The sequence below is a fragment of the Microbispora sp. NPDC088329 genome (assembly GCF_040685655.1).
In the GTDB taxonomy this organism is placed as follows: Bacteria; Actinomycetota; Actinomycetes; order Streptosporangiales; family Streptosporangiaceae; genus Microbispora.
Window position 1 is genome coordinate 326140 of sequence record NZ_JBFBIP010000005.1, and the last position, 24630, is coordinate 350769.

The 24630-nt window shown below is 70.5% G+C and carries 22 protein-coding genes; 14 read left to right on the plus strand and 8 right to left on the minus strand.

Annotation, left to right across the window (positions count from 1 at the left end; translation table 11 throughout):
- The first annotated feature begins 252 nt into the window (after positions 1-252).
- From AB0O28_RS13585 to AB0O28_RS13600, 4 genes are all read left to right on the plus strand, one after another.
- The gene (locus AB0O28_RS13585; protein ID WP_363639707.1) at positions 253-885 is read left to right on the plus strand and encodes a response regulator transcription factor; all 633 of its coding nucleotides are present in this window, start codon (positions 253-255) and stop codon (positions 883-885) included.
- Between the two features lie 425 nt (positions 886-1310).
- Entirely contained in the window at positions 1311-1688 is a 378-nt protein-coding gene (locus tag AB0O28_RS13590) for a hypothetical protein (RefSeq protein ID WP_363639708.1), read from the plus strand.
- A 39-nt stretch (positions 1689-1727) separates the two neighbouring features.
- Complete coding sequence (locus AB0O28_RS13595) at positions 1728-2912, plus strand: serine hydrolase domain-containing protein (RefSeq protein WP_363639710.1); 1185 nt, start codon at positions 1728-1730, stop codon at positions 2910-2912.
- Between the two features lie 159 nt (positions 2913-3071).
- Positions 3072-3566, plus strand: a complete 495-nt coding sequence (locus tag AB0O28_RS13600; protein ID WP_363639712.1) for a hypothetical protein — start codon at positions 3072-3074, stop codon at positions 3564-3566.
- A gap of 51 nt (positions 3567-3617) precedes the next feature.
- On the opposite strand, the gene AB0O28_RS13605 is transcribed toward AB0O28_RS13600, so the two are convergent.
- The gene (locus AB0O28_RS13605) at positions 3618-5003 is read right to left on the minus strand and encodes an LCP family protein (RefSeq protein ID WP_363639714.1); all 1386 of its coding nucleotides are present in this window, start codon (positions 5001-5003) and stop codon (positions 3618-3620) included.
- Between the two features lie 195 nt (positions 5004-5198).
- Between AB0O28_RS13605 and AB0O28_RS13610 the strand changes: the two genes are divergently transcribed.
- A complete protein-coding gene (locus AB0O28_RS13610; RefSeq protein WP_363639843.1) occupies positions 5199-6257 on the plus strand; it encodes an ExoA family glycosyltransferase in 1059 nt (352 codons plus the stop codon).
- Here AB0O28_RS13610 and AB0O28_RS13615 read toward each other — a convergent pair.
- From AB0O28_RS13615 to AB0O28_RS13630, 4 genes are read right to left on the minus strand one after another with little or no spacing between them, the layout of a single operon-like run.
- Positions 6234-6512 carry a Uma2 family endonuclease gene (locus AB0O28_RS13615; RefSeq protein ID WP_363639716.1) on the minus strand — a complete coding sequence of 93 codons (279 nt, stop codon included), beginning with the start codon at positions 6510-6512 and terminating at the stop codon, positions 6234-6236. The two genes, AB0O28_RS13610 and AB0O28_RS13615, sit on opposite strands and share 24 nt — an antisense overlap.
- Positions 6491-6817, minus strand: a complete 327-nt coding sequence (locus tag AB0O28_RS13620) for a hypothetical protein (RefSeq protein WP_363639718.1) — start codon at positions 6815-6817, stop codon at positions 6491-6493. Before AB0O28_RS13620 ends, AB0O28_RS13615 begins: the two co-directional genes overlap by 22 nt.
- A gap of 19 nt (positions 6818-6836) precedes the next feature.
- Entirely contained in the window at positions 6837-8714 is a 1878-nt protein-coding gene (locus AB0O28_RS13625; protein ID WP_363639720.1) for a CDP-glycerol glycerophosphotransferase family protein, read from the minus strand.
- Positions 8715-8748: 34 nt separating this feature from the next.
- Positions 8749-10155, minus strand: coding sequence for a bifunctional cytidylyltransferase/SDR family oxidoreductase (locus AB0O28_RS13630; protein ID WP_363639722.1), 1407 nt, complete (start codon positions 10153-10155; stop codon positions 8749-8751).
- A 169-nt stretch (positions 10156-10324) separates the two neighbouring features.
- On the opposite strand from AB0O28_RS13630, the gene AB0O28_RS13635 reads away from it, so the two are divergent.
- The 7 genes from AB0O28_RS13635 to AB0O28_RS13665 all read left to right on the plus strand — a co-directional run bounded on the left by AB0O28_RS13635 (position 10325) and on the right by AB0O28_RS13665 (position 17489).
- A complete protein-coding gene (locus tag AB0O28_RS13635) occupies positions 10325-11836 on the plus strand; it encodes a CDP-alcohol phosphatidyltransferase family protein (protein WP_363639724.1) in 1512 nt (503 codons plus the stop codon).
- Positions 11837-11986: 150 nt separating this feature from the next.
- Complete coding sequence (locus AB0O28_RS13640; RefSeq protein WP_363639726.1) at positions 11987-12652, plus strand: DUF5941 domain-containing protein; 666 nt, start codon at positions 11987-11989, stop codon at positions 12650-12652.
- Between the two features lie 93 nt (positions 12653-12745).
- Positions 12746-13477 (plus strand): phosphocholine cytidylyltransferase family protein, encoded by a 732-nt coding sequence (locus AB0O28_RS13645; protein ID WP_142561593.1) that lies wholly within the window; start codon positions 12746-12748, stop codon positions 13475-13477.
- 44 nt (positions 13478-13521) lie between these two features.
- Positions 13522-14562 carry an iron-containing alcohol dehydrogenase family protein gene (locus tag AB0O28_RS13650; protein WP_363639845.1) on the plus strand — a complete coding sequence of 347 codons (1041 nt, stop codon included), beginning with the start codon at positions 13522-13524 and terminating at the stop codon, positions 14560-14562.
- On the plus strand, positions 14540-15298 hold the full coding sequence (locus tag AB0O28_RS13655) for a CDP-alcohol phosphatidyltransferase family protein (protein ID WP_363639729.1): 759 nt from the start codon (positions 14540-14542) through the stop codon (positions 15296-15298). The genes AB0O28_RS13650 and AB0O28_RS13655 overlap by 23 nt, the downstream gene beginning before the upstream one ends.
- Before the next feature lie 330 nt (positions 15299-15628).
- Entirely contained in the window at positions 15629-16510 is an 882-nt protein-coding gene (locus tag AB0O28_RS13660; RefSeq protein ID WP_363639731.1) for a glycosyltransferase, read from the plus strand.
- Positions 16511-16607: 97 nt separating this feature from the next.
- Positions 16608-17489: an ion transporter gene (locus tag AB0O28_RS13665; protein WP_363639733.1), complete on the plus strand. Its 882-nt coding sequence runs from the start codon at positions 16608-16610 to the stop codon at positions 17487-17489.
- Positions 17490-17534: 45 nt separating this feature from the next.
- On the opposite strand, the gene AB0O28_RS13670 is transcribed toward AB0O28_RS13665, so the two are convergent.
- A complete protein-coding gene (locus AB0O28_RS13670) occupies positions 17535-18740 on the minus strand; it encodes a cytochrome P450 (protein WP_363639735.1) in 1206 nt (401 codons plus the stop codon).
- A 153-nt stretch (positions 18741-18893) separates the two neighbouring features.
- Between AB0O28_RS13670 and AB0O28_RS13675 the strand changes: the two genes are divergently transcribed.
- Together AB0O28_RS13675 and AB0O28_RS13680 are read left to right on the plus strand one after the other, a co-directional pair.
- On the plus strand, positions 18894-19838 hold the full coding sequence (locus AB0O28_RS13675) for an ATP-binding cassette domain-containing protein (protein ID WP_363639737.1): 945 nt from the start codon (positions 18894-18896) through the stop codon (positions 19836-19838).
- A gap of 23 nt (positions 19839-19861) precedes the next feature.
- Positions 19862-20584, plus strand: a complete 723-nt coding sequence (locus tag AB0O28_RS13680) for an ABC transporter permease (protein WP_363639739.1) — start codon at positions 19862-19864, stop codon at positions 20582-20584.
- Here AB0O28_RS13680 and AB0O28_RS13685 read toward each other — a convergent pair.
- Both AB0O28_RS13685 and AB0O28_RS13690 read right to left on the minus strand, forming a co-directional pair.
- Positions 20505-23723, minus strand: coding sequence for a BTAD domain-containing putative transcriptional regulator (locus AB0O28_RS13685; protein ID WP_363639741.1), 3219 nt, complete (start codon positions 23721-23723; stop codon positions 20505-20507). The two genes, AB0O28_RS13680 and AB0O28_RS13685, sit on opposite strands and share 80 nt — an antisense overlap.
- Before the next feature lie 113 nt (positions 23724-23836).
- On the minus strand, positions 23837-24586 hold the full coding sequence (locus AB0O28_RS13690) for an acetoacetate decarboxylase family protein (protein ID WP_363639743.1): 750 nt from the start codon (positions 24584-24586) through the stop codon (positions 23837-23839).
- Positions 24587-24630 lie beyond the last annotated feature (44 nt).

Genomic DNA, 24630 nt, shown 5'->3' on the forward strand with positions numbered 1-24630 from the left:
GCCATCACGGGGATCGCGACGGTTCGTGGATGCCTATGGCCATCCGCGGCGACTTTCAAGGTCGTGGCGGCCGAACCGGCATCCATGAAAGTCATGTTCGCCCGAGCGTCACACGGGGAAACGGGCACGGGCCATCTCGGCGGGGAAGCATCCTGGCGGCTATGGGGATAGTTCACGCCTGCTCGCTTCGGTGAAGTTGACGACGACAGGTGTGCCGACAGCGGCTCGGAGCTGCTCTATAGTGGGATTTTCATGATCAAAATGATCATTGCGGACAGTCAGCCGATATTTCGAGAAGGGTTGCGTGCCGTCCTCGCCGCCGACTCCCATATCGCGATCGCGGGCGAGGCGTCCTCGGGGGAGGAGGTCGTCGTCCGGGCGAGGGAGTTGCGGCCCGACGTCGTATTGATGGATCTGCGGATGTCATCCGGAGGCGGCGCCGACACTGTCGCACGCATCCTGGACGACCGCCCTGAGACGCGGGTGGTGGTCTTGACCGGTGCCGCGGATGATCGGGACATCTTCGGGGCGATCGCGGCAGGAGCGGCCGGCTACCTGTTGAAAGAGACCAGCGCCATCGAACTGCTCGCGGCGATTTTCACGGTCGTCGAGGGAGGCACGGTTCTCGCTCCGCCGGTGGCCACGAAACTCGTGTCCAGGATGAGCATGCCGGACATGCAATCCCTGACTCCTCGCGAGGCGGAGGTTCTTTCTTTGGTGGCGAAGGGGCTGTCGAACGCCGAGATCGGACGGTCGCTGATCATAGGTGAAAGCACCGTGAAGACGCATTTGAATCGCATCTTCGGCAAGCTCGACGTCTCCGGCCGGACGGCGGCGGTCACCACTGCGATGAGGTGGGGCTTGATCGAGTCTTCGGCCGGTTGATTCCCGCCGATATCGAGCATGCCGCGGTGCCGTCCGGAAGGTGACGGCGGTGCCGGGCCACCAGTGCGTACACGACGATCGCCAGCCATGACACGGGCGGGTGCGCCTGGGGCCAGGTGGAAGCGCCCGCCGCAAGGCGCGGGGCGAAGTGGTGCAGAAACCGCAGTCGCTTCTAGCGATCATGCTCGTTGATTCCGGCTCCGGCGGGGGAACATCGGTCATCGCGTCGAGCACCGGCCGAGGCGATTCAATGCACTCGAAACCCGAGCGGCCCCGCCGGCTTCTGTTGACGATGTTCCGCCTCCTGGTCTAACTTCGTCTCTAGGAGGGACGAGGTTAGACGCATCGGTGATGCGGGACTCCGTCCTGGGCGTGGTAGTAATGAGATCCGCGGAGGAGGCCCGTACAGACAGAGTTGGTGCACCATGACCGAGCGATACCTCGGCGTTCTCGGTATCGGCGAGGCGCTGGGCGTGAGCCGGCACGCGGTGCACAAGTGGCGCTCCCGCTATCCCGGTGATTCGGAGCACCCGTTCCCGGAGCCCGATGTCGAGGTCGACGGAACTCCCGGCTGGCGGCCTGATCGGCTGGCGGAAATCACCGAGTGGCGCAACGGCCTGCCGGGCCGTGGCGTCGGCGGCGGACGTCCTACCGCCGCCCGACAGGAATACCTGAAAGAAGCGGCGGCGCGAGGCATGGACCGGGATGAAGCGCTGCGCGCGCTCGTCACCTTGTCCGAAGAGTTTCCCGAGATGACCGAGCAGGAGATCTGCGCCTGGCTCATCGGACACTGGCGGAGATAGCACTTTCCCCGATCAATTCCATTTCGAAGGCGATGACGCATGCCCGAAATCGGTGGCGAGACCGCACCTGGATTCGAAGCGGTACGTGAGGCGTTCGCGGTCAATCTGTCCGGCGGACAGGAAACGGGGGCCGCGGTCGCCGTCTACCTGCATGGCCGGAAGGTCGTCGACCTGTGGGGCGGCATCGCCGACCCCGGCAGCGGCCGCCGCTGGGAGCACGACACCCTGCAGGTGGTGTTCTCCACCACCAAGGGCGTCACCGCCGCCTGCGCGCACCTGCTGGCCGAGCGCGGCGAGCTCGACCTGGACGCGCCCGTCGCCGACTACTGGCCGGAGTTCGCGGCGAACGGCAAGGACCGCGTCCCGGTCCGGTGGTTGCTCACTCACCAGGCAGGACTGCCCGCGCTCGATCACCCGATCACTCCGGCGGAGGCGATCGCCTGGCACCCGATGGTGACCGCGCTGGCCGCTCAGCGGCCGTTCTGGGAGCCAGGCACCGATCACGGCTACCACGCCCACACGTACGGCTTCCTGGTCGGCGAGGTGGTCCGCCGGGTGACCGGCCGCAGCCTCGGCACGTTCCTCGCCGAGGAGATCGCCGCGCCGCTCGGCCTGGACCTGTGGATCGGGCTGCCGGAGTCCGAGCAGCACCGGGCCAGCCGGATCGTCGCCGACCCGATCGACCTCGGCGCACTGGCCGGGATCGACCTCGACGCCCTTCCCGAGCCCGCGCGCGAGGTGATGAGGGCCTACGCCGATCCCACGTCGCTGACCATGCGGGCGATGACCGTCGTCACGCCGATGCCGAACCACGACGACCCCGCCGAGCAGCTCGCGGAGATGCCGTCCACCAACGGCATCTGCACCGCCCGCTCGCTGGCCCGTTTCTACGCCGCGCTCATCGGCGAGGTCGACGGGCATCGCATCCTCTCGCCGGACACCTTGGCGGCGGCGACCGCCGAACAGGTCAGCGGCGTGGACCGCGTCCTGCGCGTGCCCGTCCGGATCGCCACCGGTTTCGGCCTGCCGACCCCCGACGCCTTCTGGTACAGCCCGACCGCCTTCGGTTTCCCCGGCTACGGCGGGTCGCTCGGCTTCGCCGACCCGGCAACCGGCCTGGCCTTCGGGTACGTCATGAACCGCATTCAGGAAGGCGTACCGGACCGGAGAGCCGCCACGCTCCTCGACGCGGTCCGCGGCGCGATCACGGCGCAGGCCCGGTAGCACCTCCGCGACAGCCCCGGCCGCAGGTCGGACCAGATCACTCATCCGCTCAACGTCCTCGAGGACTGCGCGCTGGTCGCCCGCGAACCGGACGTCTTCCGCCAGGGCCGTTCCCGCTACCGCATCGTCGAGCCACTGATCACCTTTTACGAGGGCGTGATGCGGCGGCGCTGGCCCGAGCTGGAGGCGTACCGCGGTGAGACTGTCTGGGGCTCGGTACGTGAGACCTTCCTGGCCCAGATCGTGGGCCCGCACTTCGAGGCTCTGTGCCGCGACTACGCCCGGGGCGCCGGCGAAGAAGTGTTCGGGGGCTTCCCCGCCATAGTGGGGGCGGGCACCGTGAACGACCCGGAGAACCGTACGCGGATAGAGATCGATGTGGCGGTCTTCTCGCCCCCTGACGGAGGCCGGGCGGGCAGGCTGCTGTCTCTGGGGGAGGCGAAGTGGGGAGAGACGATGAGCCACCACCACGTGGGGCGGCCGGCCCGGGCCCGCGATCTCCTCGCCGCCAAGGGCTACGACACCCGCGACACGATTCTGGCCTGCTACGGCGGCTCGGGCTTCACGGCCGAGCTGCGGGCGTCGGCAGCCGAGGACCCCGGTATCCGCCTGATCGGCCTGGACGACATCTACGCCCCGGACGCTATCGGCTGAGGCCCGGCTGCGGCAGTTCTGCCGCAGCCGAAGGCGAGCCGGCCGGGGCGGTTACTTCTTGCAGATGTTCTGCGTCGCGGTGCGGGCCGTGGGAGTCGCCTGCGCAGCGGGCGTCGCCGATGCGGCGGAGCCAACCGGCTCGCCCACCGGCTCGGCCACCGTCACCTTCTTGACGTCATGGTTGTTCTGGCCGACGACGACCTCGATGCCGGCGACGTCCGGCTGCTCGCGCAACTCGGCGCCGGGGATGGCGGCGGCCACCGTACGCGCCGAGTCCTCGCGGCCGGGCGGGTAGCGGATCACCGTGGTGGCGAAGTCGCGGCGGGGCGTGTCACCGGGAGGCGAGGGCACCATGAACCCCGCTTCGACGAGGCGGGCCTTCGTGGTCGCGCCGAGGCCGGTGATGAGCGTCCCGTTGAGCACCTTGACCGAGATGCGCCCGGGCGGGATCGTGAGCGCCGTCGGCGAGGCGGACGGCGAGCCGGCCGCCGAGGGCGAACCCGAAGGGGACACCGAGGCCTTCGCGGAGGCACTCGCGGACGGTTCGACGAGGGGCTGGTCCGCGTTGATGCGGCGGAACAGGTCGCGGGCGGCCTCCTTGTCCCACAGCACCGCCGACTCGCCCGTCGGCGCGTGGTAGTTCACGTCGGCCAGCGGCACGGTCGCGAACGACACGTCGTCGGTCGAGACGTCCTTGAGTTGGTTGGCCAGGCCGAGCAGGTCCTTGGCCAGGGCGGTGTCCACGGTGAGCGTCTTGAGCGTGGAATCGACGAGCCCGGCGAGTTTGGCGGGGTTGGTCAGTGTGCCGCCGCTGAGCGCCTTGCTGAGCAGCGCGGAGATGACCTGCTGCTGCCGGTCGATCCGGTCGAGGTCGGACCGGGCCGTGGCCCTCGTGCGGGCGTACGCGAGCGCCTTGACCCCGTCCAGCGTGTACGTCCCGGGCTGCAGGGACAGTTTGGTCTTCGGGTCGTCGATCGTCACCGGAGTGCAGACGGTGACCCCGCCGAGCGACTCCACCACGTCGATGAACCCCAGCACGTTGACTTCGACGTAGTGGTTGACGCGCAGTCCCGTCGCCTGCTCGACCGTCTTCACGGCCAGCTTGGCGCCGCCGAACTGGTACGCAGAGTTGATCTTGTGCTCGCCTTTGCCGGGGATCGTCGTCCAGGTGTCCCTCGGCAGGCTGACGACGGTGACCTTGCGGTGGTCCTCCGACAGGTGGATCACCATCATCGTGTCGGTGCGCTGCCCGACGTCGCGGCCGAGGTGGAGCTGGTTCTGCTGGCGCCTGCTCAGGTTGTCGCGCTTGTCCACGCCCACCAGCAGGATGTTCATCGCGCCCGTGGATTCGGCCTCGCTCGTGCCCGCGTCCACCGACTGGATCTTTCCGGCGGCGTAGTTGGGCAGCAGCCACAGTGCGCCGGAACCGAGCAGCACGACTCCGGAGAGCGAGCCCGAAACGACCAGGGATCGGAGGCTTGTTCTCCGACGGCGGGCGCGTTGCGCCGTCACTCTCACGCCGCCGTTCCCGTCGCCCCCTATACGGACGCCGGAGTCCTCCTGATCCTCGCCGGGCATTCCCGTCCTCCGGTTGCCGTCTCCACCCCTCCGTACAGTAGCGTGAGCGCCGCCATGAAGCCCTTTCCCGACTCGCGACAGTCGAGCCAGAATCCCGCGCGGAGCTGGCCGCCGATCTCGGTGATCATGCCGGTGCTCAACGAGGAGCGGCACCTGCGCGACGCCGTACGGCAGGTGCTCGAACAGGACTACGAGGGCCCTCTCGAGGTCGTCATCAGCGTGGGCCCCTCTCATGACCGCACCCAGGAGGTGGCCGACGCCATCGCGGCCGCGGACCGCCGCGTCGTCGTCGTGCCGAACCCCACGGGCCGTACCCCCAACGCGCTGAACGCCGCCATCGCCGCGTCCCGCAATCCCATCATCGCCCGGGTGGACGGGCACGCCATCCTGCCCCGCGACTACCTGCGTACGGCCGTGGAGACGTTGGAGCAGACCGGCGCCGACAACGTCGGCGGCATCATGGCCGCCGAGGGGATCACGCCGTTCGAGCAGGCGGTGGCCTGCGCCATGACCTCGAAGATCGGCGTGGGCAACGCCCGGTTCCACACGGGCGGGCAGGCCGGTCCGGCCGACACCGTCTATCTGGGGGTCTTCCGCCGCAGCGCCCTCGACCGGGTGGGCGGCTACGACGAGCACTTCCTGCGGGCGCAGGACTGGGAGATGAACCACCGCATCCGGGAGACCGGCGGGCTGGTGTGGTTCCAGCCGAGGATGCGCGTCACCTACCGTCCCCGGCCCAACGTGCGCGCGCTGGCCAAGCAGTACTTCCACTACGGCCGCTGGCGGCGGGTCGTCTCCCGCACCCACCAGGGCACGATCAACCTGCGCTATCTCGCCCCGCCCGCCGCCGTCGCGGCGATGGCGCTGGGCCTGGTGGTCTCGCCGTTCTTCTGGCCCGGCCTGATCATCCCCGGCGGCTACCTCGCGGCGATCCTCGCGGGCTCGGTCCTCACCGGCCGCGGGCTGCCCGGCGCCGCGCTCGTGCGGCTCCCGCTGGTGTACGCCACCATGCACGTCTCGTGGGGGACGGGCTTCCTGACCAGCCCCCCGAAGCTCAGCAAGCCCCGTCCCAAGCCCGAACGGGCGAGGCTAGAGGACCTCTTCGAAGACTGAGGTGTCCAGCGTGAAGCCGATCGGGTGGGGGACGTGGATCTCCCGCCCGAACGGCACCGCCGAGATCACCTGGTACTGGCCCTCCTTGGGGTCGCTGTAGACCGTGACCGACGCCGGCTTCGTCAGCGGGTCCACGAGCAGCATCACCGGCACGCCGCCCCCGGCGTAGATCGCGGGCTTCTTGAGACGGTCGTCCTCCGCGCTGCCCTTCGATACCACCTCGGCCACCAGCATCAGTCCCGAGGACAGCCCCACGGGGCGAGCACGAGATCCGGCACCACCGGCTCGTTGGTCTCGTCGAGGCACACGCCCACGTTTCCCGCCCACGCCTGCCAACCGCGGTCGTCCATGAGCGGCAGGAGCGCCTCGAACAACTGCATCGCCGCCGACGCGTATTCGGGAGCGTCCCGTAGGCGGGTGACGAGCCGACCGTCGATCACCTCTGTCTGCAGGCCGGGCAGCGGAGGCAGCGCGTCGTACAGCTCGCGCGGCGTCCTGGGCAGAGGCCGGCCGGGCACCGGCGCCAGTGCGGGCGCGGGCGGGGCTTCGACAGCGTCCATATGGCTCTCCTCGGCTTATTCAGTCGCGGGCGGAAGGGGTGAGGGCTTCGAGGCCGAGGGAGCGGGCGCGGGCCTCGGCCCGGGCGGCGGCACGCCGTACGGCCTCGTCGAAGCGGGCCAGCGGGTCAGGGTGATCGGGACCGAGCAGGTAGGCGCGCTGCGCCCGCCGGGCCTCGGCCATGTCGTCGCCTCCCGGCGCGTCGAGACGGCGCAGGATGCCGGGCAGCTCCGCCAGGCCGGGCCCGAGGAGGTACGCCGCACCGGCGGCCGGGTAGCGCCGGCGGAACCGGTCGGGCGGCAGGTCCGCCACGTTGGCGACGACGTACGGCTTGCCGCTGGCCACGAAGTCCGACACCACGCTGGAGATGTCGGAGATCAGCACGTCGGCCTCGTTGAAGCACTCGTACAGCGACGGCTCCCGGCCCGTGACCGCGACGTGGGGCATTCCCGTGCTCTCCTGCAGCAGGGCCAGGATCTTCCGGTGCGCCGCCCGGGCCGCCGGTGAGCGGTGGCCGGTCAGCGGGTGGGGCTTGTAGATCACCCGCACCCGCTCGCGGAGCAGGGCGCGCACGATCGCGGGGCCCATGGCGACGAGCGAGCTGTGGAACAGGTCGTCGCTCCAGCCCTCCCACGTCGGCGCGTACAGGACGGTCCGGTACGGCGCCGCCCCCTCGGCGTACGGGCTGGTGCGCAGCACCCCGGCGAGCTGGGGGCGGCCGACCTCCTCGACGGCCTCGTCCCGCACACCCACCTGGGCGCGCAGGTAGCGGTCGCGCCCGGCGGGCCCGGCCACCCAGACCTCGTCGTACACCTTGGTGTACGGGTTGAAGGACGCCTCCTTGTCGCTGTCGCCGTGGCCGATGAACACGCTCCGCACGCCGGGCACGCGGAGCATGTGGATGTTGTTGCCGACGTTGGCGGGAAACAGCGCGACCCGCACGCCGTCGAGCGCGCGGAAGTTCATGAGGTCGACCGACGAGGGGATGCACACGACGGGCAGCGTCGTCGCGCCGAGGGCCGTGGCCAGCGGCCGGTCTCGCAGCACCACCAGCGTCCTCGGCGTGATCCGCTCCAGCGTGCCGAGCCACATGCTGGCTTGGTAGGCCGCGGTGACCGGCCCGGAGAAGTACATGACGACCTCGGGCCGGTAGGCCGCGACCCAGTCGTCCACGGCGGCGAGAACCCGGCGCCGGTCGCCCAGGTGCCTGGCGCGCCGCGCGTGGGCGAGCAGCGCGGCGACGGCGGCGGTCTCCAGGGCCAGGGCCACGACGGCGCCCGCGACGCCGGTCCAGCCCGCGCCCACCCAGCCACGGCCCGTCCAACCCGGGCTCATGGGCGCCGTCACCGCGGCGGGCACGACCGCGAGCGCGTCGAGGTGGAGCAGCCGGGCGCCCCGGGTGAGCAGCACACCGGGCGGCGCGGGCGGGATCCGCAGCGCGGGCAGGTCGATGTTGCGGGTCATCACCGGCATCTGGTTGTGCCGGCGGTCGACGTGCTCGGCGAGCCACGTCTGCACCGCCCGCAGGCCGTGGAACAGGAACAGCCCGGCCGCGAGCGCCGCGAACGACCACGGCCGCCCCGGCGCCAGCCGCGCCAGCAGCACGACGGCCGCCGTCTCCCGTGACAGGAAGCGGACCGTGGCCCCGAGATGGGCCCGGCTCAGCGCTGCCGCGGCCCGGCCGGGCAGCGCGGCCTCCGCCGCGTACGACAGTGGCACGAGCACCGCGAAGGCCACGGGCAGCGGCCACACGGCGGCCGCGACCAGGGCCGGGTACGACGCGAGCGTGAGCGCGGTGAACGCGCCTCTGCGTCCCCCGGCCAGGCCTCTCAGGGCCGGCCTCCGGGCTATCGCGACCAGTGCGTTCGGGGCCCTGCGCCCCGTGATGTTTCCCCCCATGGGCGAGCGCCCGTCCCTCCGTACATGGTTGCGGTCATCGGCTGAGCCGTACGTCCACGACCTGTCCCGTGAGGCGGGACAGCAGCACATCGAGGCTGGTGTGGGCGACGGCGGCGGGGGAGAGAAGCGTTCCGGCGGGTTCGTCGCCGAACGCGCGCAGCCGCATGGGGGTGGCGGTGCGCTCGGGGTTGACGCAGTTGACGCGGACACCCTGGCAGGCCCACTCGTCGGCGAGCGCCTGGGTGAGGTTGACGACGGCGGCCTTCGTGGAGGAGTAGAGGCTGTAGTCGGCCCGGCCGCGGGTGTAGGACGAGGAGGTGTAGAGCAGCAGGTGGCCGCGGGTTTCTATCAGGTACTTCACGGACGCGCGGGCGATGTTGACCGGTCCGAGGTAGTTCACCCCGATGGTCTCCTCGATGGTGTGCTGCCCGGACTCGCCGAGCTTGCCCATGTGCAGCACGCCGGCCGTGTTGACGACGTAGTCGATCCGGCCGGTCTCGGCGTACACGCGGGCGAGCGCGTCCTCGACGGCGGCGACGTCCTCGACGCGCACGCCGTTCTGGCTGCGGGAGAACGAGTGGACGCTCGCGCCGTAGCCCCTGGCCAGCGCGACGATGTCCGCGCCGATGCCGTAGCTGCCGCCGAAGACCACGAGCGTGCGGCCTTCGAGCCCGGCCCGGTAGGCCTCCTCGTCCAGCGCGGGCGCGGTGTTCTCGGCGAGCTGGAAGAGCTTGTCGGCGATGAAGACGTCGACGGGATGGGTGACCTTCATGTTGTGCTCGCTGCCGGGCACGATGTAGATCGGCACGTCGGGCAGGTAGCGCAGCACGACGCCGCAGTCGTCGGTCGTCGGCAGCGAGGGGAACTCGGGGTCGGCCAGGGCGCGCTCGTACGCCGCCCGGATCACCGACAGCCGGAAGCACTGCGGGGTCTGCCCCCGGCGCAGCCGGGAACGGTCGGGGATGTCGCGGATGATGTCGCCACGAGGGCCGGGCGCGGCCACCACGATCGTGTCGGAGGACGGGATCGCCACCTCGACCGCCTCGTAGCGTTCGAGGGCGGCGACGCACTCGCTGATGATGCGGGGCTCGATCAGCGGCCGCACCGCGTCGTGCAGCAGCACGTCGCACTCCTGCTCGCCCAGCGCGCTCAACGCCCGCCAGGTCGTCTCGGTACGGCTCGCGCCTCCTTCGAGCACCCCGCGGACCTTGGTGTAGCCGTTCCTCCTGACGAGCTCCTCGGCCTCGAAGACGAAGCCGGGTGCCATCAGGACGACGACCTCGTCGATCTCCGGATGGCCGTCGAACACGTCGAGGGTGTGCTCCAGGATCGTCTTCCCGGCGATCTTCAAAAGCTGTTTCGGGGTGTTGAGGCCCACGCGCTGGCCGACACCGCCGGCCAGCACCACCCCCACCCTGCGCAGACGCGATTCGGCGATCATGTTGTCCTCCCCGGAGGAGACCATACCCGTGCCGGAAGCCGGAGAAGGTGATTGCCACCTAGTGATCACTCGGTTACTTTGCGAGGTGAGCACGTGCGGTCGACGTGAAGCGGGTTTCCATATGGGGGCGGATCCGAGCAAGCCCGGTACGTCACGGGACACAGAGACGGTGGCGGTCGTCCTCGCGACCTCGCCGGCCGCCGGGCTGCCCTGGTCCGACGGCGCCCGGTCGGACGGCAGCCTCCTGGAGCGGCTCGCCGCACAACTCCTCACCCTGCCGGTCCGCGAGGTGCTGATCGTGGTGCGCGCCCAGGACGCCCAGGCAGGGGGGTGGGAGAAGGGCGCGGAGACGGGCGGCCCGCGCCGGCAGATCTGCGTCAGCGACGGGCTCGCCGAGGACCTGCGGATCGTCGCCAAGACGGCCCGCGCCTCGACCTCCCCGGTCGCCGTGCTGGCGGCCGACGTGGTCGCGCACACCGAGGCGCTGTCGCTGCTGCTCGACCATCCCGCGCGCCCGACCGGCGCGATCGTCGCCAGCGGCGACCCCGCCCCGCTGCGGCCGCCCGTACGGACCGAGTGGGGCCGCGTCGTGTCCGCGGGCACGTCCTTCCACGAGGTCGAATGGGCCAACGGCACCTTCCGCGGCGTCCTCCAGGTCGGGGAGGCCCACCTGGCGGGGCTGGCCGACATCGCCGAAGACCTGGCCGATCTGGCCCAGCGCCGCCATCTCGGGCGCGTCGGCGACGGCGAGGTGCCCGAACTGCTGCTCACCGGGCTGGTGCGGGCCGGCGTCCAGGTGCACGCCGTCGCCCTGGGCACCCTGCACTGCGGGAGAGCCGGCACGCGCCCGGCCGCCGAGCGCGCCGTGCGCGAGCTGGCCGACGTCGACGAGGCGCAGGCCAGGCTCGACGCCGCCGTCAAAAGCGGCGACGGCTTCTTCACCACCTACTGCGTCAGCTCGTGGTCGCGTCACCTGATCCGCCCGGCCGCCCGTCTCGGACTGACCCCCAACACGGTGACCGGCATCTCGGTCGGGTTCGCGGCCATCGCCGCGATCTGGTTCTCCGACGGCCACCGCGCGGGGCTCGTGGTCGGCGCCGTCGCGCTCTACCTGTCGTTCGTGCTCGACTGCCTGGACGGCCAGCTCGCCCGCTACACGCGCCGGTTCTCCCCGCTCGGGGGCTGGCTCGACGCGATCTGCGACCGGCTCAAGGAATACCTCGTGTACGTCGGGCTGGCGGCCGGATACGTGACCCTGCCGGACAAGGCGTGGGAGATCTGGGCCCTGGCCGTGGCCGCGATGGTCCTCCAGACGATCCGCCACATGGTCGACTTCTCCTACGCGGGAGCCGTGACCGACCGGGCCAGGGCGGCGGGCCTGCGGGCGGCGGCCCCGCGTCCGATGGCCGTGCCGTGGGACGAGGCGCCCGCGGCGGCGGCCGTGAAGGGCACCGGATCGGTGCTCGCGCTGTCGCGGCGGCTCGACGCGCTGAGCGGCGCGAGGGGTGTGGCGTACTGGGCCAAGAAGATGATCGTGCTGCCGATCGGAGAACGGATGGCGCTGATCTCGGTCACGGCCGCGCTGTTCGACGCGCGGGTGACGTTCCTCGCGCTGCTGGGCTGGGGCGCGGTGGCGCTGGCCTACACGGCCGCCGGGCGGATGGCGAGGTCCTTCGCATGAGCGAGCGTAGCGAGCGAATCGGTCGACACAGTGCCTGGCGCATGCCGCTCCGAGCCGAAGGCGAGGAGGTGGCATGAGCGAGCGTAGCGAGCGAATCGGTCGACACAGCGCCTGGCGCATGCCGCTCCGAGCCGAAGGCGAGGAGGTGGCATGAGCCGCCGCCCTCGCGAGGCCGGAGGGAAGGGCCGCGGCGCGATCTCCGTCCACATGACCCCGGTGCCGCGCGGCGTCGTGGCGGCCTACCGCGACGACGGCCCGCTGGCGAAGGCGATGGGGCTGCTCGTCGCCGGGCAGCTCCCGCCGCTGCCGCCCGCGGTCGCGGGGGCTTTCGTGACCGCGGTGCTGCTGGTGCTCGGCGTCGCCGGAGCCGACGACTTCGCGGTCTTCGCCCCGGCGGTGGCCCTGCTGCTGGCTGGGGCGGGCAGCGCGCACCGCCACGACGGCCGGCTCGACTGGCTGGCGCCCCCGATCCTGCGCCTGACCGAGTACGGCTTCATCGCCTCGGCCGGGTTCGCCCGCTCCGTCCCTCCGGTGCTCGTCGTCGCCCTGCTCGGCGCGATGGCCTTCCACCACTACGACACGGTCTATCGGCTGCGCCAGCACGTGTATCCGCCGCCGTGGCTCGCGACGGCCGGGCTGGGCTGGGACGGCCGGATGCTCGTCGTCGCCCTGGGCGGCCTGCTGGGCCTGGTGCCGGTCGTGTTCGTCCTGCTCGCCCTCTACCTGTGGTGCCTGTTCGGCTGGGAGAGCCTGACCTGCTGGCTCGCCGCCCCCCGCACACCCGACGAGTCCGTGGAACCGGCACCCGCCGATTAACGTCAGACCAACGGTGGATTACCCAACCGGGGTGCCGAGCCAACTAACCTTTGGGGTTACTGTCTGACGCTCGACCTCAAGGAGTGCGGGAAATTGCTCGGAATGGTGCTGGCCGCCGGAGCCGGACGTCGCCTGCGGCCGTACACCGACACGCTGCCCAAGGCGCTGGTGCCGGTCGACGGTGAGACCACGATCCTCGACATCGCCCTGCGTAACCTGGCGGCCGTGGACCTCCGCGAGGTCGTGGTGATCGTCGGCTACCAGGCCCAGGCCGTACGGGAGCGGCAGGCCGACCTGGAGCGGCGCCACGGGGTGAAGCTCACGCTTGTCCACAACGACAAGGCCGAGGAGTGGAACAACGCCTACTCGCTGTGGTGCGCGCGTGACTACTTCTCGCAGGGCGCGTTGCTGGTGAACGGCGACACCGTCCACCCCGTGTCGGTGGAGCGGACCCTGCTGGCCGCCGAGGACACCTCCGACATCCTGCTCGCCGTCGACGACGTGAAGTCGCTGGCCGACGAGGAGATGAAGGTCACGCTGGAGGACGGCCGCCTGAAGCGGATCACCAAGCTGATGGACCCCGCCGAGGCGTACGGCGAGTACATCGGCGCCACGCTGATCCGGCCGGGGGCGGCAGAGCGCCTCGCCGACGCGCTGAAGGCGACCTTCGAACGCGACCCCCAGCTCTACTACGAGGACGGCTACCAGGAGATGGTCGAGCGCGGCGAGAAGATCGCCGTCGCGCCGATCGGCAAGGTCGAGTGGGTCGAGGTGGACAACCACGACGACCTCGCGAAGGCCCGTGAGATCGCGTGCCGCTACTGATCCCCGCGGCCATCTGAGGAGTTCGCATGCCGATTCTGGCAAGGATGCTCCCCGCCCCGCTCACGATGGAGGTGCGGCGGGGCGCGATCGCGCAGCTCGGCACCCTGCTCGCCGACAGCAGGGTGGCCACCTCCGGCCGGGTCGCGGTCGCGGTCGGCGTGGGGCAGGGCGACCGCATCGCGGAGGTCATCGCGCCGTCGCTGGGTGAGGCCAAGGTGCTCCGGGTGGCGGACGGCAGCGTGGACGCGGCCGTGTCACTCGGCGCGGACCTGCGTAAGGGCAACTACGAGGCGGTGGTCGGCGTCGGCGGCGGCAAGACGATCGACGCCACCAAGTACGCCGCGTCGCTGGCCGGCATCCCCATGGTCGCCGTCGCCACCAACCTCTCGCACGACGGCATCTGCTCGCCGGTGGCATCGCTGGTGTACGAGGGCGGCAAGGGCTCGTTCGGCGTGCCCATGCCGCTGGCGATCATGGTGGACCTCGAGTTCGTCCACGACGCCCCGCCCTCGCTCGTCCGGTCGGGAATCGGCGACGTGCTCAGCAACCTGTCGGCCATCGAGGACTGGCAGCTCGGCAACACCGAGCGGGGCGAGCCCATCGACGGGCTGGCGATCTCCATGTCGCGCACCGCCGCCGAGGCGGTGCTGGGCCGGCCGGACTCGATCGAGGCGGACGCGTTCTTGACCGTGCTCGCGGAAGCGCTGATCCTTTCGGGGATGTCGATGGTCATCGCGGGGTCAAGCCGTCCGGCGAGTGGTGGCGATCATGAGATCCTTCATGCTGTGGATCAGCTTTTCCCCGGCACCTCCAATCACGGTGAGCTGGCCGGCATCGGTGCGGCGTTCTGTTACTTCCTCCGGGAGGACGCGCACCGTCTCGGCCAGGTGACCGCCTGTCTCAGACGGCACGGCCTGCCCGTCGTGCCCGGCGACGTCGGCCTGACGACCGATCAGTTCACGGCCGCGGTGATGCTGGCCCCCAGCACCCGGCCCGGCCGCTACACCATCCTTGAGCACCTCCGCCTGTCGGAGCGCGAGGTCCGGGGGAGAGTTGAGGACTATGTCCGCGCCGTCGGTCGCTGAACTCCGCGCGGTCGCCCAGCCGCAGACCACGATGGATCGCCGCAGCGGCGAGCACTGGGCCGGCCTGCTGTACATGCGGCGTCTGTCCATCTACGCCACCTGGCTGCTGGCCAAGACCCCCATCTCGCCGAACCAGGTCACCGGCCTGATGATCGTGTGCGGGGTGGCGGCGGGCGCCGTGCTCGCACTCCCTGGCTTCTGGGCGGCGCTGGGCGCGGCCCTGCTCATCCAGATCTACCTGCTGCTCGACTGCTCCGACGGGGAGCTGGCCCGGTGGACCGGCCGCACCTCGATCACCGGGGTCTACCTCGACCGGGTCGGGCACTACTTCGCCGAGGCGGCGCTGCTGATCGGGCTGGGTTTCCGGGCCTCGGAGACGTTGCCCGACTGGTACACGGTGATGGGCCTGGCGGCGGCGCTCGGCGCGATCCTGATCAAGTCGGAGACCGACCTGGTCGACGTCGCCCGCGCCCGGTCGGGCCTGGTCGCGACCACCGAGACGGCGGCGCAGCAGTTCACCTCGCCCCGGCTCGCGCTCGCCCGCAGGGCCGCGGCGGCGCTGCGGTTCCACCGGGTGATCCAGGCCGTCGAGCTGTCGCTGATCGTCGTGGTCGCGGCGGCGCTCGACAACTGGTTCTCCGCCACGCGGATCCTCGTGGTCGCCTGCGTCGTCATCGCGGGAGTCCAGCTTGTGCTGCACCTGGTCAGCATCCTCGCCTCGCGGCGGCTCTCATGAGCGCGCCGGTTCCCGCGCGAGCTTCTGTTAGAGCGATCCGGAGGGACGTGCCGCCGGTCTGGACTGAGGAGCGCGCGGGAGCGAAGCGACCAGAGCGCGACGAGGGGGGTTCATGGCGCGCCTCCGGCACGACCGAGCGGATATGAGCGCCGCGATGGTGAGCGGGAGACACTGCCGACCGGCCGTACATTCGCGGTTGGGTAGGGGTTTGGTGGCAGTTCCGATACCCTTGTGCCACGGTAAACCAGGCAGATTCCGGATTGCCCGGCCATACAGACTCGGTGATCATGAAGTCGTGTGTAGTGCGCCCAACGTCGAGGCGATGACGCGGTGAAAATCTCCTGTGTCATCCTCACCATGGGCAACAGGATCGCTGAGCTCGACCGGGCGGTGGAGTCCGCGCTCACCCAGACCGACGGCGACATCGAGGTCGTCATCGTCGGCAACGGCGCGGACGTGCCGGAGCTGACCGTCCGGCCGCTCCCCGGCTCCGCCGCCACGATCAAGACAGTGCGGCTGGAGCACAACGCCGGCATTCCCGAGGGCCGCAACCGCGGTGTGCAGGAGTGCTCGGGCGACATCGTCCTGTTCCTCGACGACGATGGCTGGTACGCCAACCCCAAGGTGGCCGCGCACGTCCGTGAGCGGTTCACGCACGAGCCCGACCTCGCCGTGATCAGTTTCCGGGTGATGGACCCCGAGGGCGGCTCGGTGCAGCGGCGGCACGTTCCCCGCCTGCGGGCCGGCGACCCCGAGCGGTCCTCCCCGGTGACGACCTTCCTGGGCGGCGCCTGCGCCATCCGAAAGTCGGCGTTTTTGCAGGTCGGTGGGTTGCCGGAGAAATTCTTCTACGCCCACGAGGAGACCGACCTCGCCTGGCGCCTGCTGGGCGAGGGTTACCGCATCGAGTACGACGCCGACACGGTGATGTACCACCCGCTGGTGCTGCCGTCCCGTCACACGGACTTCTACCGGCTGAACGCACGCAACCGGGTGTGGCTGGCCCGGCGCAACCTGCCGTGGCCCCTCGCGCTGTTCTACCTGCTCAACTGGGTCGTGCTCACGCTCGTACGCGAGCGCTCGGTGCCCGCGATCAAGGCGTGGTTCCGCGGCTTCTTCGAAGGACTGCGCGAGCCGGCGGGCGAGCGCCGTCCCATGGCCTGGCGCACCGCCTGGCGCATGCTCCGTCTCGGCCGCCCGCCCATCGTCTAGGGCGCGGCCGGGGTGTCGGCGGTGACGCTCCCCGGAAACCGAGGTCAACCCCAAACTGTAAGATTTCGGGCGTTTGGTCTGCCTGATCTTCTGAGGTGTGGGATTGCCCGTTTTCCACCGCGAACGGCTCCGCGTTTTCGTCGACTCTCCGGTCTTCCAACGTGCGGTCATCGCCGTCATCGCGCTGAACGGGATCGCGCTCGGGCTGGAGACGTCGCCCGAGCTGGCCGACCGCCACGCCACGACCTTCCTCGTGATCGACCGGGTCATCCTCGGCATTTTCGTCGTCGAGATCATCCTGCGGATCGTCGTGCACCGCAAGGCGTTCTTCCGTGACCCCTGGAGCTGGTTCGACCTGATCATCGTCGCCGTGGCCCTCGTGCCGGCCTCCGAGTCGTTGTCGATCCTGCGGCTCTTCCGGTTCCTGCGCGTACTGCGGCTGATCTCCGTGGTGCCGGGCATGCGGCGGGTGGTCTCGGCGCTGTTCGCCGCGATTCCGGGACTGGCCTCGGCCGTGGTCCTCCTGCTGCTGTCGCTCTACACGGCGTCCGTGATCGGCGAACAGCTCTTCCGCGAAGCGGCCCCGCAGTACTTCGGGGATCTCGGGAAGTCGCTGTTCACCATGTTCACGGTGCTCACGGTCGAGAACTGGCCGCAGGTGGCCGAGGACGTGATGGCGAAGGAGCCGCTGGCGTGGATCTTCTTCGCCACGTTCATCGTGATCACGGCGTTCTTCGTGCTCAACCTGCTCATCGGTGTGATCGTTTCCGCGATGGAGGCCGAGGTCAACGCCCAGCGGTGGAAGGACGACCAGGCGTTGGAGCTGGAGCAGCACATCGCGGTCATGAACGAGATCAGGGCGCTGAGCGAGAAGGTCGACCGGCTGGCGGCCGGCCTGCCGGTGACCGTGGACGCCCGTCCTTCAGAAGCCGACGCCCCCTCGGAAGCGGACCGCTGCTCCTGCCGTCACGACCCGTGAAGCCGGGCACCACTTCTCCGGCGAGCGCCTTCGTGTGGCTCTCGGTCACGCGTCCCAGGTGACCGGGAGGCTCTTCACCCCGAAGATGTCCGCGGTCTCCGGACGGAGGCCGACCTCCTCGGCCGGTACGGCCAGGCGCAGCGTGGGGAAGCGGTTGAGCAGCGCGGGGAACGCCACCCGCATCTCGACGCGGGCCAGCTGCTGACCCAGGCACTGGTGGATGCCGTGGCCGAAAGCCAGGTGCCCGCCGTCCTGCCGCCGGAGGTCGAGCAGGTGGGGATCGGTGAAGCGCTCAGGGTCACGGTTGGCGGTGTTGTACGACAGGATGACCGTCGTGCCGGCCTCGATGGTCTGGCCGCCCAGTTCGACGTCCTCCAGCGCGGTCCTGATGAACGTCTTGGCGACGCTCAGATAACGCAGCAGCTCCTCCACGGCCCGGTCGGTGAGCGCGGGATCGGCACGCAGTGCTGCGAGCTGCTCCGGGTTGCGCAGCAGCGCGAAGGTGCCCAGCGCCAGCATGTTCGCGGTGGTGTCGAACCCGGCCGCCAGCAGGATCAGGCTCATCCCCCTCAGCTCCTCATCGGTGAGATCGCTGCCGGTGAGGTCGCTGAGCACGTCGTCGGTGGGGTTCGCGCGCTTGGCGGCCACCAACTCCGCGAGGTAGTGCTGGGTCGCGGTGTAGGCCGCTATCAGGTCCTCGTCGCTGGTCTCCCCGCCGAGGAACGTGTCGATCTGGTCCTGGAAGCGGCCCCGGTCCTCGTATGGCACGCCCAGCAGCTCACAGATCACGATGGAGGGGATGGGCTTGGCGAACGCGGTCACCAGGTCCACCGGCGGCCCGGCCTCCTCCATGGCGTCCAGGTGGTCGGCGGTGATCTGCTCGATGCGCTCGGTGAGCTGCCGCATCCGCCGTACGGTGAACTTGCCCACCAGCGGTTTGCGATAGCGCCCGTGCTGCGGCTCGTCCATGAGGAGGAACTCGCCGGGCGGCGCCGGAGGGACCTCCACGCCGGTGTAGTCGATGGACGGGTGGTGGATCATTAGTTCCTTGCGCGAGCTGAACCGCGAGTCGGCCAGCACCGACCGGACCAGGTCGTATCCGGTGATCAGCCAGCCCTGGTGCCCGTCAGGGAAGGGGTAGCGGCTGATGGGGCCGTGCCGGCGGGCGTCGATCAGCTCGGCCGGCGGGTCGAAGGGGCAGCCGGGCTGACGTGCCGTCGGCAGGGCGGTGACGGTGTGGACCATGGTCATTCCTCTTGTGGGCCGGGGTTTCACTCGCGAGAGTGCGTGTTTCCACGATCGCCGACCGCCCTGACACCGCGCCGTCGTCGAGCTGATACGGGGCCGTCGCCGTGTCAGCTCGGTGACGGCCTGGTATCAGAGCCCTCCGCGATCGTGAACGCCATGAACGGCTCAGCCATAGCGGCCTCGGGGCTGCGGAAGGCATATAAAGACAAGATCGTGCTCGACGGCATCGACCTGGATGTGCGGACCGGGACGATCTTCGCCCTGCTCGGGCCCAACGGCGCAGGCAAGACCACGACGGTGAACGTGCTGACCACGCTGCTGACCCCCGACGCCGGCCAGGTGGTCGTCGCCGGGCACGACGTGGTCACGCAAACCAGGGCGGTGCGCGCGGCGATCGGGGTCACCGGGCAGTTCGCCGCGGTGGACGCCCTGCTGACCGGCGAGGAGAACCTGCTGATGATGGCCGATCTCCTGCACCTGCCCAAGGCGCAGGGCAGGCGGATCGCCGGCCGGCTGCTCGACCGGTTCGAACTGGCCGAAGCGGCGGGCAAACCGGCGGCGTCCTACTCCGGTGGGATGCGCCGCAAGCTGGACCTCGCCATGACGCTGGTCGGCGAGCCGCGGATCATCTTCCTGGACGAGCCCACGACGGGCCTCGATCCGCGCAGCCGCCGCACCATGTGGGAGATCATCCGGGAACTGGTCGCCGGCGGTACGACCGTCTTCCTCACCACCCAGTATCTGGAGGAGGCCGACGAGCTCGCCGACCGCATCGCGGTGCTCGATCAGGGCCGGCTGGTCGCGGAGGGCACCGCCGACGAGCTCAAGCGCAGGGTCCCCGGCAGCCACGTCCGGCTGCGGTTCACCGGACGGCACGAACTCGACGCCGCGGCACGCATCCTGCCCGGGTCCGCGAGGGACGACGAAGAGCTGACCTTGCGTGTGCCCGGCGACGGCGGGGTGAGGTCGTTGCGCGCGCTGCTCGATCGGCTCGATCGGCATTCCATCGACGTCGAGGAACTGTCGGTGCACACACCGGACCTGGATGACGTCTTCCTCGCCCTTACCGGCAACGCGAACAAGGAGGTCAACGCCCGATGAACGTCATCGCGGATTCCGGGACCATGCTGCGGCGCAACTTCCGGCACACGATGCGGAATCCGATGGCGCTGTTCAACGGCGTCGTCATGCCGGTCTTTCTGATGTTCCTGATGGTCTACGTGTTCGGCGACGCGTTCAGCGTCGGCGTCGACTACGCCGACTACGCGACACCGGGGTTGATGCTGACGACGATCTGCTACGGCATCGGCGCCACCGCGATCGCGGTGAACTCCGATATGACGACCGGATTCATCAACCGGCTTCGCGTCATGGACGTGTCCCGGGCCGCGGTGCTGAACGCGCACGTGATCGTGACCATGCTGCGGAGCCTGGTGGCCATCGCGTTCGTCACCGGGGTCGCGTTCCTGATGGGATTCCGGCCGTCGGCGAGTTTCGCGGAATGGCTCGGCGTGATCGGCATCGTCGTGCTGACGGTGTTCGCGATCGGCTGGCTGACCGTCGCGTTCGGACTAGCGGCGAAAACGCCGGAGAGCGCGGGCCTCGCCGCTGTCCCGCTGATGCTCCTTCCCTTCCTGAGCAGCGCGTTCGTGCCGGCAGGCAAGATGGGTCCCGGTGCGCGGCAGTTCGCCGAATACCAGCCGTTCACGCCGATCATCGAAACCCTGCGCGGGTTGCTGACCGGCGCGCCGTCGGCGGGCTCGGCCATCACGGCGATCGCCTGGTGTGCGGGGCTGGCGTTGGTCGGCTACCTGTGGGCGCGCGCGTCGTTCGAGAAGCGAGCGTGATCTCGGCCAGCTCGCGCCAATCCCGCCTCCCGCCGTCACGGGTCGCCTCGGTGAACACGGGTTCACCGAGGTGATTCCGTGCATCCGCGGCGATCCTGGCGGCGTCCGGCTGCGAAAGATCCGGCGTGCCGCGCACGGCGTCGCTCGCCGCGAGCAGTCGCGCGGCCTGCTCGTGGTCCCCCTGCCGCAGCGCGAGATCCGCGATCCCGATCAACACCTCGGCGATCATCGGCGGGTACATCACCTCCACAACCGCGCAGAAGGCCTCGGTCCGATATCCGCGGGCCTCTGCGAGATCCTCGGCGAGGTAGCCGAACAGGTCCATGGTCCTGGCGCGGGCGGATTGGTCCATCGCCCTGTTGTCCGGCGTCGCCCGCACCTTGGCCAGATGCCGGCGTGCCTGGTCCGGCTCGCCGCGCCAGCGCGCCAGTTGTGCCTGAGAGAACGCCAGCTCGCCGAGCACGCCCGGCCAGGTGATCCCGCTCGCGCACCGCTGCGCTTCGGCCATCGCGGAGGTGCTGGACGGCTCGTCGCCCAGCAGCCAGTACAGCTGAGCCTGCCGCGCCCGCAGAACGACCACGTCCTCGGTCGCACCCACCTCGGTCAGCGCCACAGCCGCCTCTTCGTAGTGTTCGCACGCGCGCGCGAACTCACCGCGCATGGCGAGCCGATCGGCCAGGAAGGTCAGCGCCAGCGAAGTTCCCCATCGGTCGCCCAGCGTACGGAACTCGGCGAGGCCGATCTCGGCGTCGATGTCCACATCGGTCTCGTCGCCGCCGAGCGTGAGCCGCAGCCGGCCACGAGCGAGCCTGGCCTGTGCGCGCACCCACGGATCGTCGTCGCCGATGAGCGGCTCGAACGCGGGCAGGAACTCCGCCGGCCCCTGCAGCATCCGCTCCAGCGGCGCGACGAACCCGAGCAGCGGATTGCGATACCCGCTGCGCTGGGCGAGCCGGTGCGCCTCCTCGATCCACTCCCGCGCCTGAAACTGATCACCGCCGATCCTGGAGGTCACGAACACCACCACGATGGTGTACGCCATCGCCCGCACCTCGTCGGGCACCTGACCGGGCAGCGAGGCCGCCGCGACGCTCAACTCGGTGCCCTCGGCCCTGTGCCCGCTGAGGTACCAGTACCAGCCCGCGGCCCCGACGAGCCGCATCGCCTCCTCGGCCCATCCCTCCGCGATCGCCCCGCGCAGGGCCGCACTGATGTTGTCGTGCTCGGCCTCGAGCCTGGCCAGCCATTCCAGCTGCTCGGCCCGGCGCAGGTGCGGATCGGCCGTGTCGGCCAGTTCGGTGAAGTAGGCGAGGTGCGCCCGGCGCGCCTGCTCGGTCTCCCCGGCTTCGGCGAGCCGGTGCGCCGCGTACTCCCTGATGGTGTCGAGCATCCGGTAGCGCGGCGTGCCCTCGCCGTCGGCGAGCAGCAGCGACTTCTCGATCAACGCGGTCAGCAGGTCGAGCACCTGCTCCCCGGCGAACGCCTCATCCCCCGCGTCGTCCCCGCACACCCGTTCGGCCGCTTCCAGGCTCGCCCCGCCGGAGAACACCGAGAGCCGCCGCAGCACGCGACGTTCGGCCTCGGTCAGCAGATCCCAGCTCCAGTCCACGACCGCGCGCAGCGTTTTGTGCCGGGGGAGCGCCGTACGGCTGCCGCTGGTCAAGAGGTGGAAACGGTCGTCGAGCCGGCGTGCCAGCTGCTCGACGGACATGGTGCGCAGCCGTGCCGCGGCCAGTTCGATCGCCAGCGGAATCCCGTCGAGCGCCCGGCAGATCCGTGCGATGGCCGACAAGGTGTGCGCGTCGGAGCCGATGTCCTTGCGCACCAAACCCGCGCGGTCCCGCAGCAGCCGCACGGCGGGCGAGGAGCCGACCTCGGAGGGGTGTGCTCCCTTCGCGGGCAGCGCGAGCGGCTCGACCTGCCACAGCACCTCCCCGGTGATACCGAGCGGTTCCCTGCTCGTGGCCAGAATACGCAGCCTCCGGCACTCTCCCAGAAGCCGATCCGCGAAAGCCGCGGCCTCCTCGATCACGTGCTCGCAGTTGTCCAGGATCAGCAGGATCGCGCGCTCCCGGACCGCGGCGACAAGCTGATCCATCGGTTCCCCACCCCGGGCGGCGCCGAGCAGCGCCTGGTCGCGCAGGCCTATCGAGGTGAGGGCGGCCTGCGCCAGCTCACCGCCCGCCCGCACCGAGGCCAGTTCGACCAGCCACGCCCCGTCCGGCAGCTCGGCGAGCATGGTCCGCGCGGTCTCCGTGGCCAGCCTCGTCTTGCCGGAGCCGCCCGCCCCTATCAAGGTGACCAGCCGGTGTGTGACGGCCAGACCGGCGACCGCGGAGACGTCGTCGTCCTTGCCGACGAAACTCGTCAGCTCGGCGCGCAGGTTCGTCCTGCCGTTCTCCGCCCGCTCACCCAGCTCGCCCCGCAGCAATGCGGTGTGCAGCGCGGAGAGCTCGGCCGACGGATCGGTGCCCAGCTCCTCGGCGAGCCGCTCGCGCGTCCGCTGATACACGGTCAACGCTTCAGCCGTACGCCCCGCTTCGGCGAGCGCCCGCATCAGGGCAGCCACGAACCCTTCCCGTAGCGGAAACGCGGCGACCACCTCGGTCAGCTCGGAGACCAGTTCCGAGCCGCGGCCGAGGCGGATGTCGGCGTCCACCCGATCCCCGAGCGCGGCGACGTGGAGTTCGTCCAGACGCGCGATCGCGGCGTCGAACGCGTCGCTGTCCCGCAGTGCGATGTCCGCCATGGCCGTGCCGCGCCACAGTGCCAACGCCGACCGCAGCAGTTCGGCCCGCGCTGCGGGCTCGGCGGTGCGGGCCTGACCGACCAGGTGCTCGAACCGGCACACGTCCACGGCGTCGGGAGCCACGGCCAGCCGATAGCCGCCGGAATCCGCCTCGATCGCACCGTCGGGCAACACCCTGCGCAGCCTGGACACCAACGCCTGCAAGGCATTCACTTCGTCGGCGGGCGGCCGTTCCCCCCAGATCCAGTCCACCAGCCTCGCACGTGGGACGATCCGGCCGGGCTCGAGGGCGAGTGCGGCGAGCAGCGCGCGCAGCCGGATCCCGGGAACCTCCACCACGGCGCCATCGCCGTTCCGGACCTCGAACGGCCCGAGCAATCCGACTCGCACATCAGTGATTGTCTCGCACACCACCGGTGTTCGGCCGGGACCGCATACGCCGTCGCCCGTCTCGCGGGCTGCGGCTCGTGACCATAGGTGTCAGCGGCTCGGGTGGCGGGGCGTCACGCCGGTCCCGGCTCCTCGAACGCCATCGACACGTGCTCGGCCGTGGCCGTCATCAGGGCCCGCCGGGGCAGGCCGAGCTCGCTGAGCTCCTTGGCGATCGGATGGTTGCCGAGCCGGATGAGCGCGCCGCCCGGCCGCCAGCGGATGCCCCGGGCGCGGGCCGTCCAGGGGATGCGGCGGGTGACGCCGTCCAGGTGGGCGTAGGCGTCCGGCGCGGCAAGGGCCGCGCCGAGCAGCGGCGCGGGCGCCGCCGGAACGCCGGGCCTGACCAGCAGATCGACGACCATCCGGCCGTCCCTGCGGAGCAGACACCGCTTGTACGGCGAGCCGAGCCGCAGGTCCACGTCGGCCAGCTCCTTGGGGAAGCCCCAGATAACCCGCCCGGCCTCCAGCGTGAACGCCTGGTCGACCGGCAGCCAGTGGACGAAGGCGCCCGACCCCGCCCCGCGCAGGTCCCTCAGCCCGGCCAGCGGACCGCGTCTCGGCGGAGGGCCCGCGTCGGCCGGCCGTACGAGGAAGGTGACCCCGAACTCGTTGTAGGAGCCCAGGTCGGAGTCGTGGTAACGGACGAACACCAGCGAGCACAGGGCCTTGCCCGGCAGGACCTCGGTGACGTCCATCCTGGAGTACGCGAGGACGGCGCGGGCGGCGTCGGCCCGCACCAGGAAGGCGGCGAGGCAGACCGACGCGTCGCGGACCTCCACCGGCGTCTCGACCCTGCGCCCCTGGACGACATGGCTTGCCATGGTTCCAGTACAGCAAGCCCGGCGGCCGGGCGACAGCCGTACGG

What these genes read in the sequence shown, in the direction of transcription:
- AB0O28_RS13600 (WP_363639712.1), top strand. Translation starts at nt 3,072, where the DNA reads ATGCGGCGGCGCTGGCCCGAGCTGGAGGCGTACCGCGGTGAGACTGTC.
- AB0O28_RS13610 (WP_363639843.1), top strand. Translation starts at nt 5,199, where the DNA reads ATGAAGCCCTTTCCCGACTCGCGACAGTCGAGCCAGAATCCCGCGCGG.
- AB0O28_RS13620 (WP_363639718.1), bottom strand. Translation starts at nt 6,817, where the DNA reads ATGGACGCTGTCGAAGCCCCGCCCGCGCCCGCACTGGCGCCGGTGCCC.
- AB0O28_RS13590 (WP_363639708.1), top strand. Translation starts at nt 1,311, where the DNA reads ATGACCGAGCGATACCTCGGCGTTCTCGGTATCGGCGAGGCGCTGGGC.
- AB0O28_RS13680 (WP_363639739.1), top strand. Translation starts at nt 19,862, where the DNA reads ATGCTGCGGCGCAACTTCCGGCACACGATGCGGAATCCGATGGCGCTG.
- AB0O28_RS13625 (WP_363639720.1), bottom strand. Translation starts at nt 8,714, where the DNA reads ATGGGGGGAAACATCACGGGGCGCAGGGCCCCGAACGCACTGGTCGCG.
- AB0O28_RS13595 (WP_363639710.1), top strand. Translation starts at nt 1,728, where the DNA reads ATGCCCGAAATCGGTGGCGAGACCGCACCTGGATTCGAAGCGGTACGT.
- AB0O28_RS13585 (WP_363639707.1), top strand. Translation starts at nt 253, where the DNA reads ATGATCAAAATGATCATTGCGGACAGTCAGCCGATATTTCGAGAAGGG.
- AB0O28_RS13670 (WP_363639735.1), bottom strand. Translation starts at nt 18,740, where the DNA reads ATGACCATGGTCCACACCGTCACCGCCCTGCCGACGGCACGTCAGCCC.
- AB0O28_RS13675 (WP_363639737.1), top strand. Translation starts at nt 18,894, where the DNA reads ATGAACGGCTCAGCCATAGCGGCCTCGGGGCTGCGGAAGGCATATAAA.
- AB0O28_RS13655 (WP_363639729.1), top strand. Translation starts at nt 14,540, where the DNA reads ATGTCCGCGCCGTCGGTCGCTGAACTCCGCGCGGTCGCCCAGCCGCAG.
- AB0O28_RS13640 (WP_363639726.1), top strand. Translation starts at nt 11,987, where the DNA reads ATGAGCCGCCGCCCTCGCGAGGCCGGAGGGAAGGGCCGCGGCGCGATC.
- AB0O28_RS13690 (WP_363639743.1), bottom strand. Translation starts at nt 24,586, where the DNA reads ATGGCAAGCCATGTCGTCCAGGGGCGCAGGGTCGAGACGCCGGTGGAG.
- AB0O28_RS13650 (WP_363639845.1), top strand. Translation starts at nt 13,522, where the DNA reads ATGCTCCCCGCCCCGCTCACGATGGAGGTGCGGCGGGGCGCGATCGCG.
- AB0O28_RS13630 (WP_363639722.1), bottom strand. Translation starts at nt 10,155, where the DNA reads ATGATCGCCGAATCGCGTCTGCGCAGGGTGGGGGTGGTGCTGGCCGGC.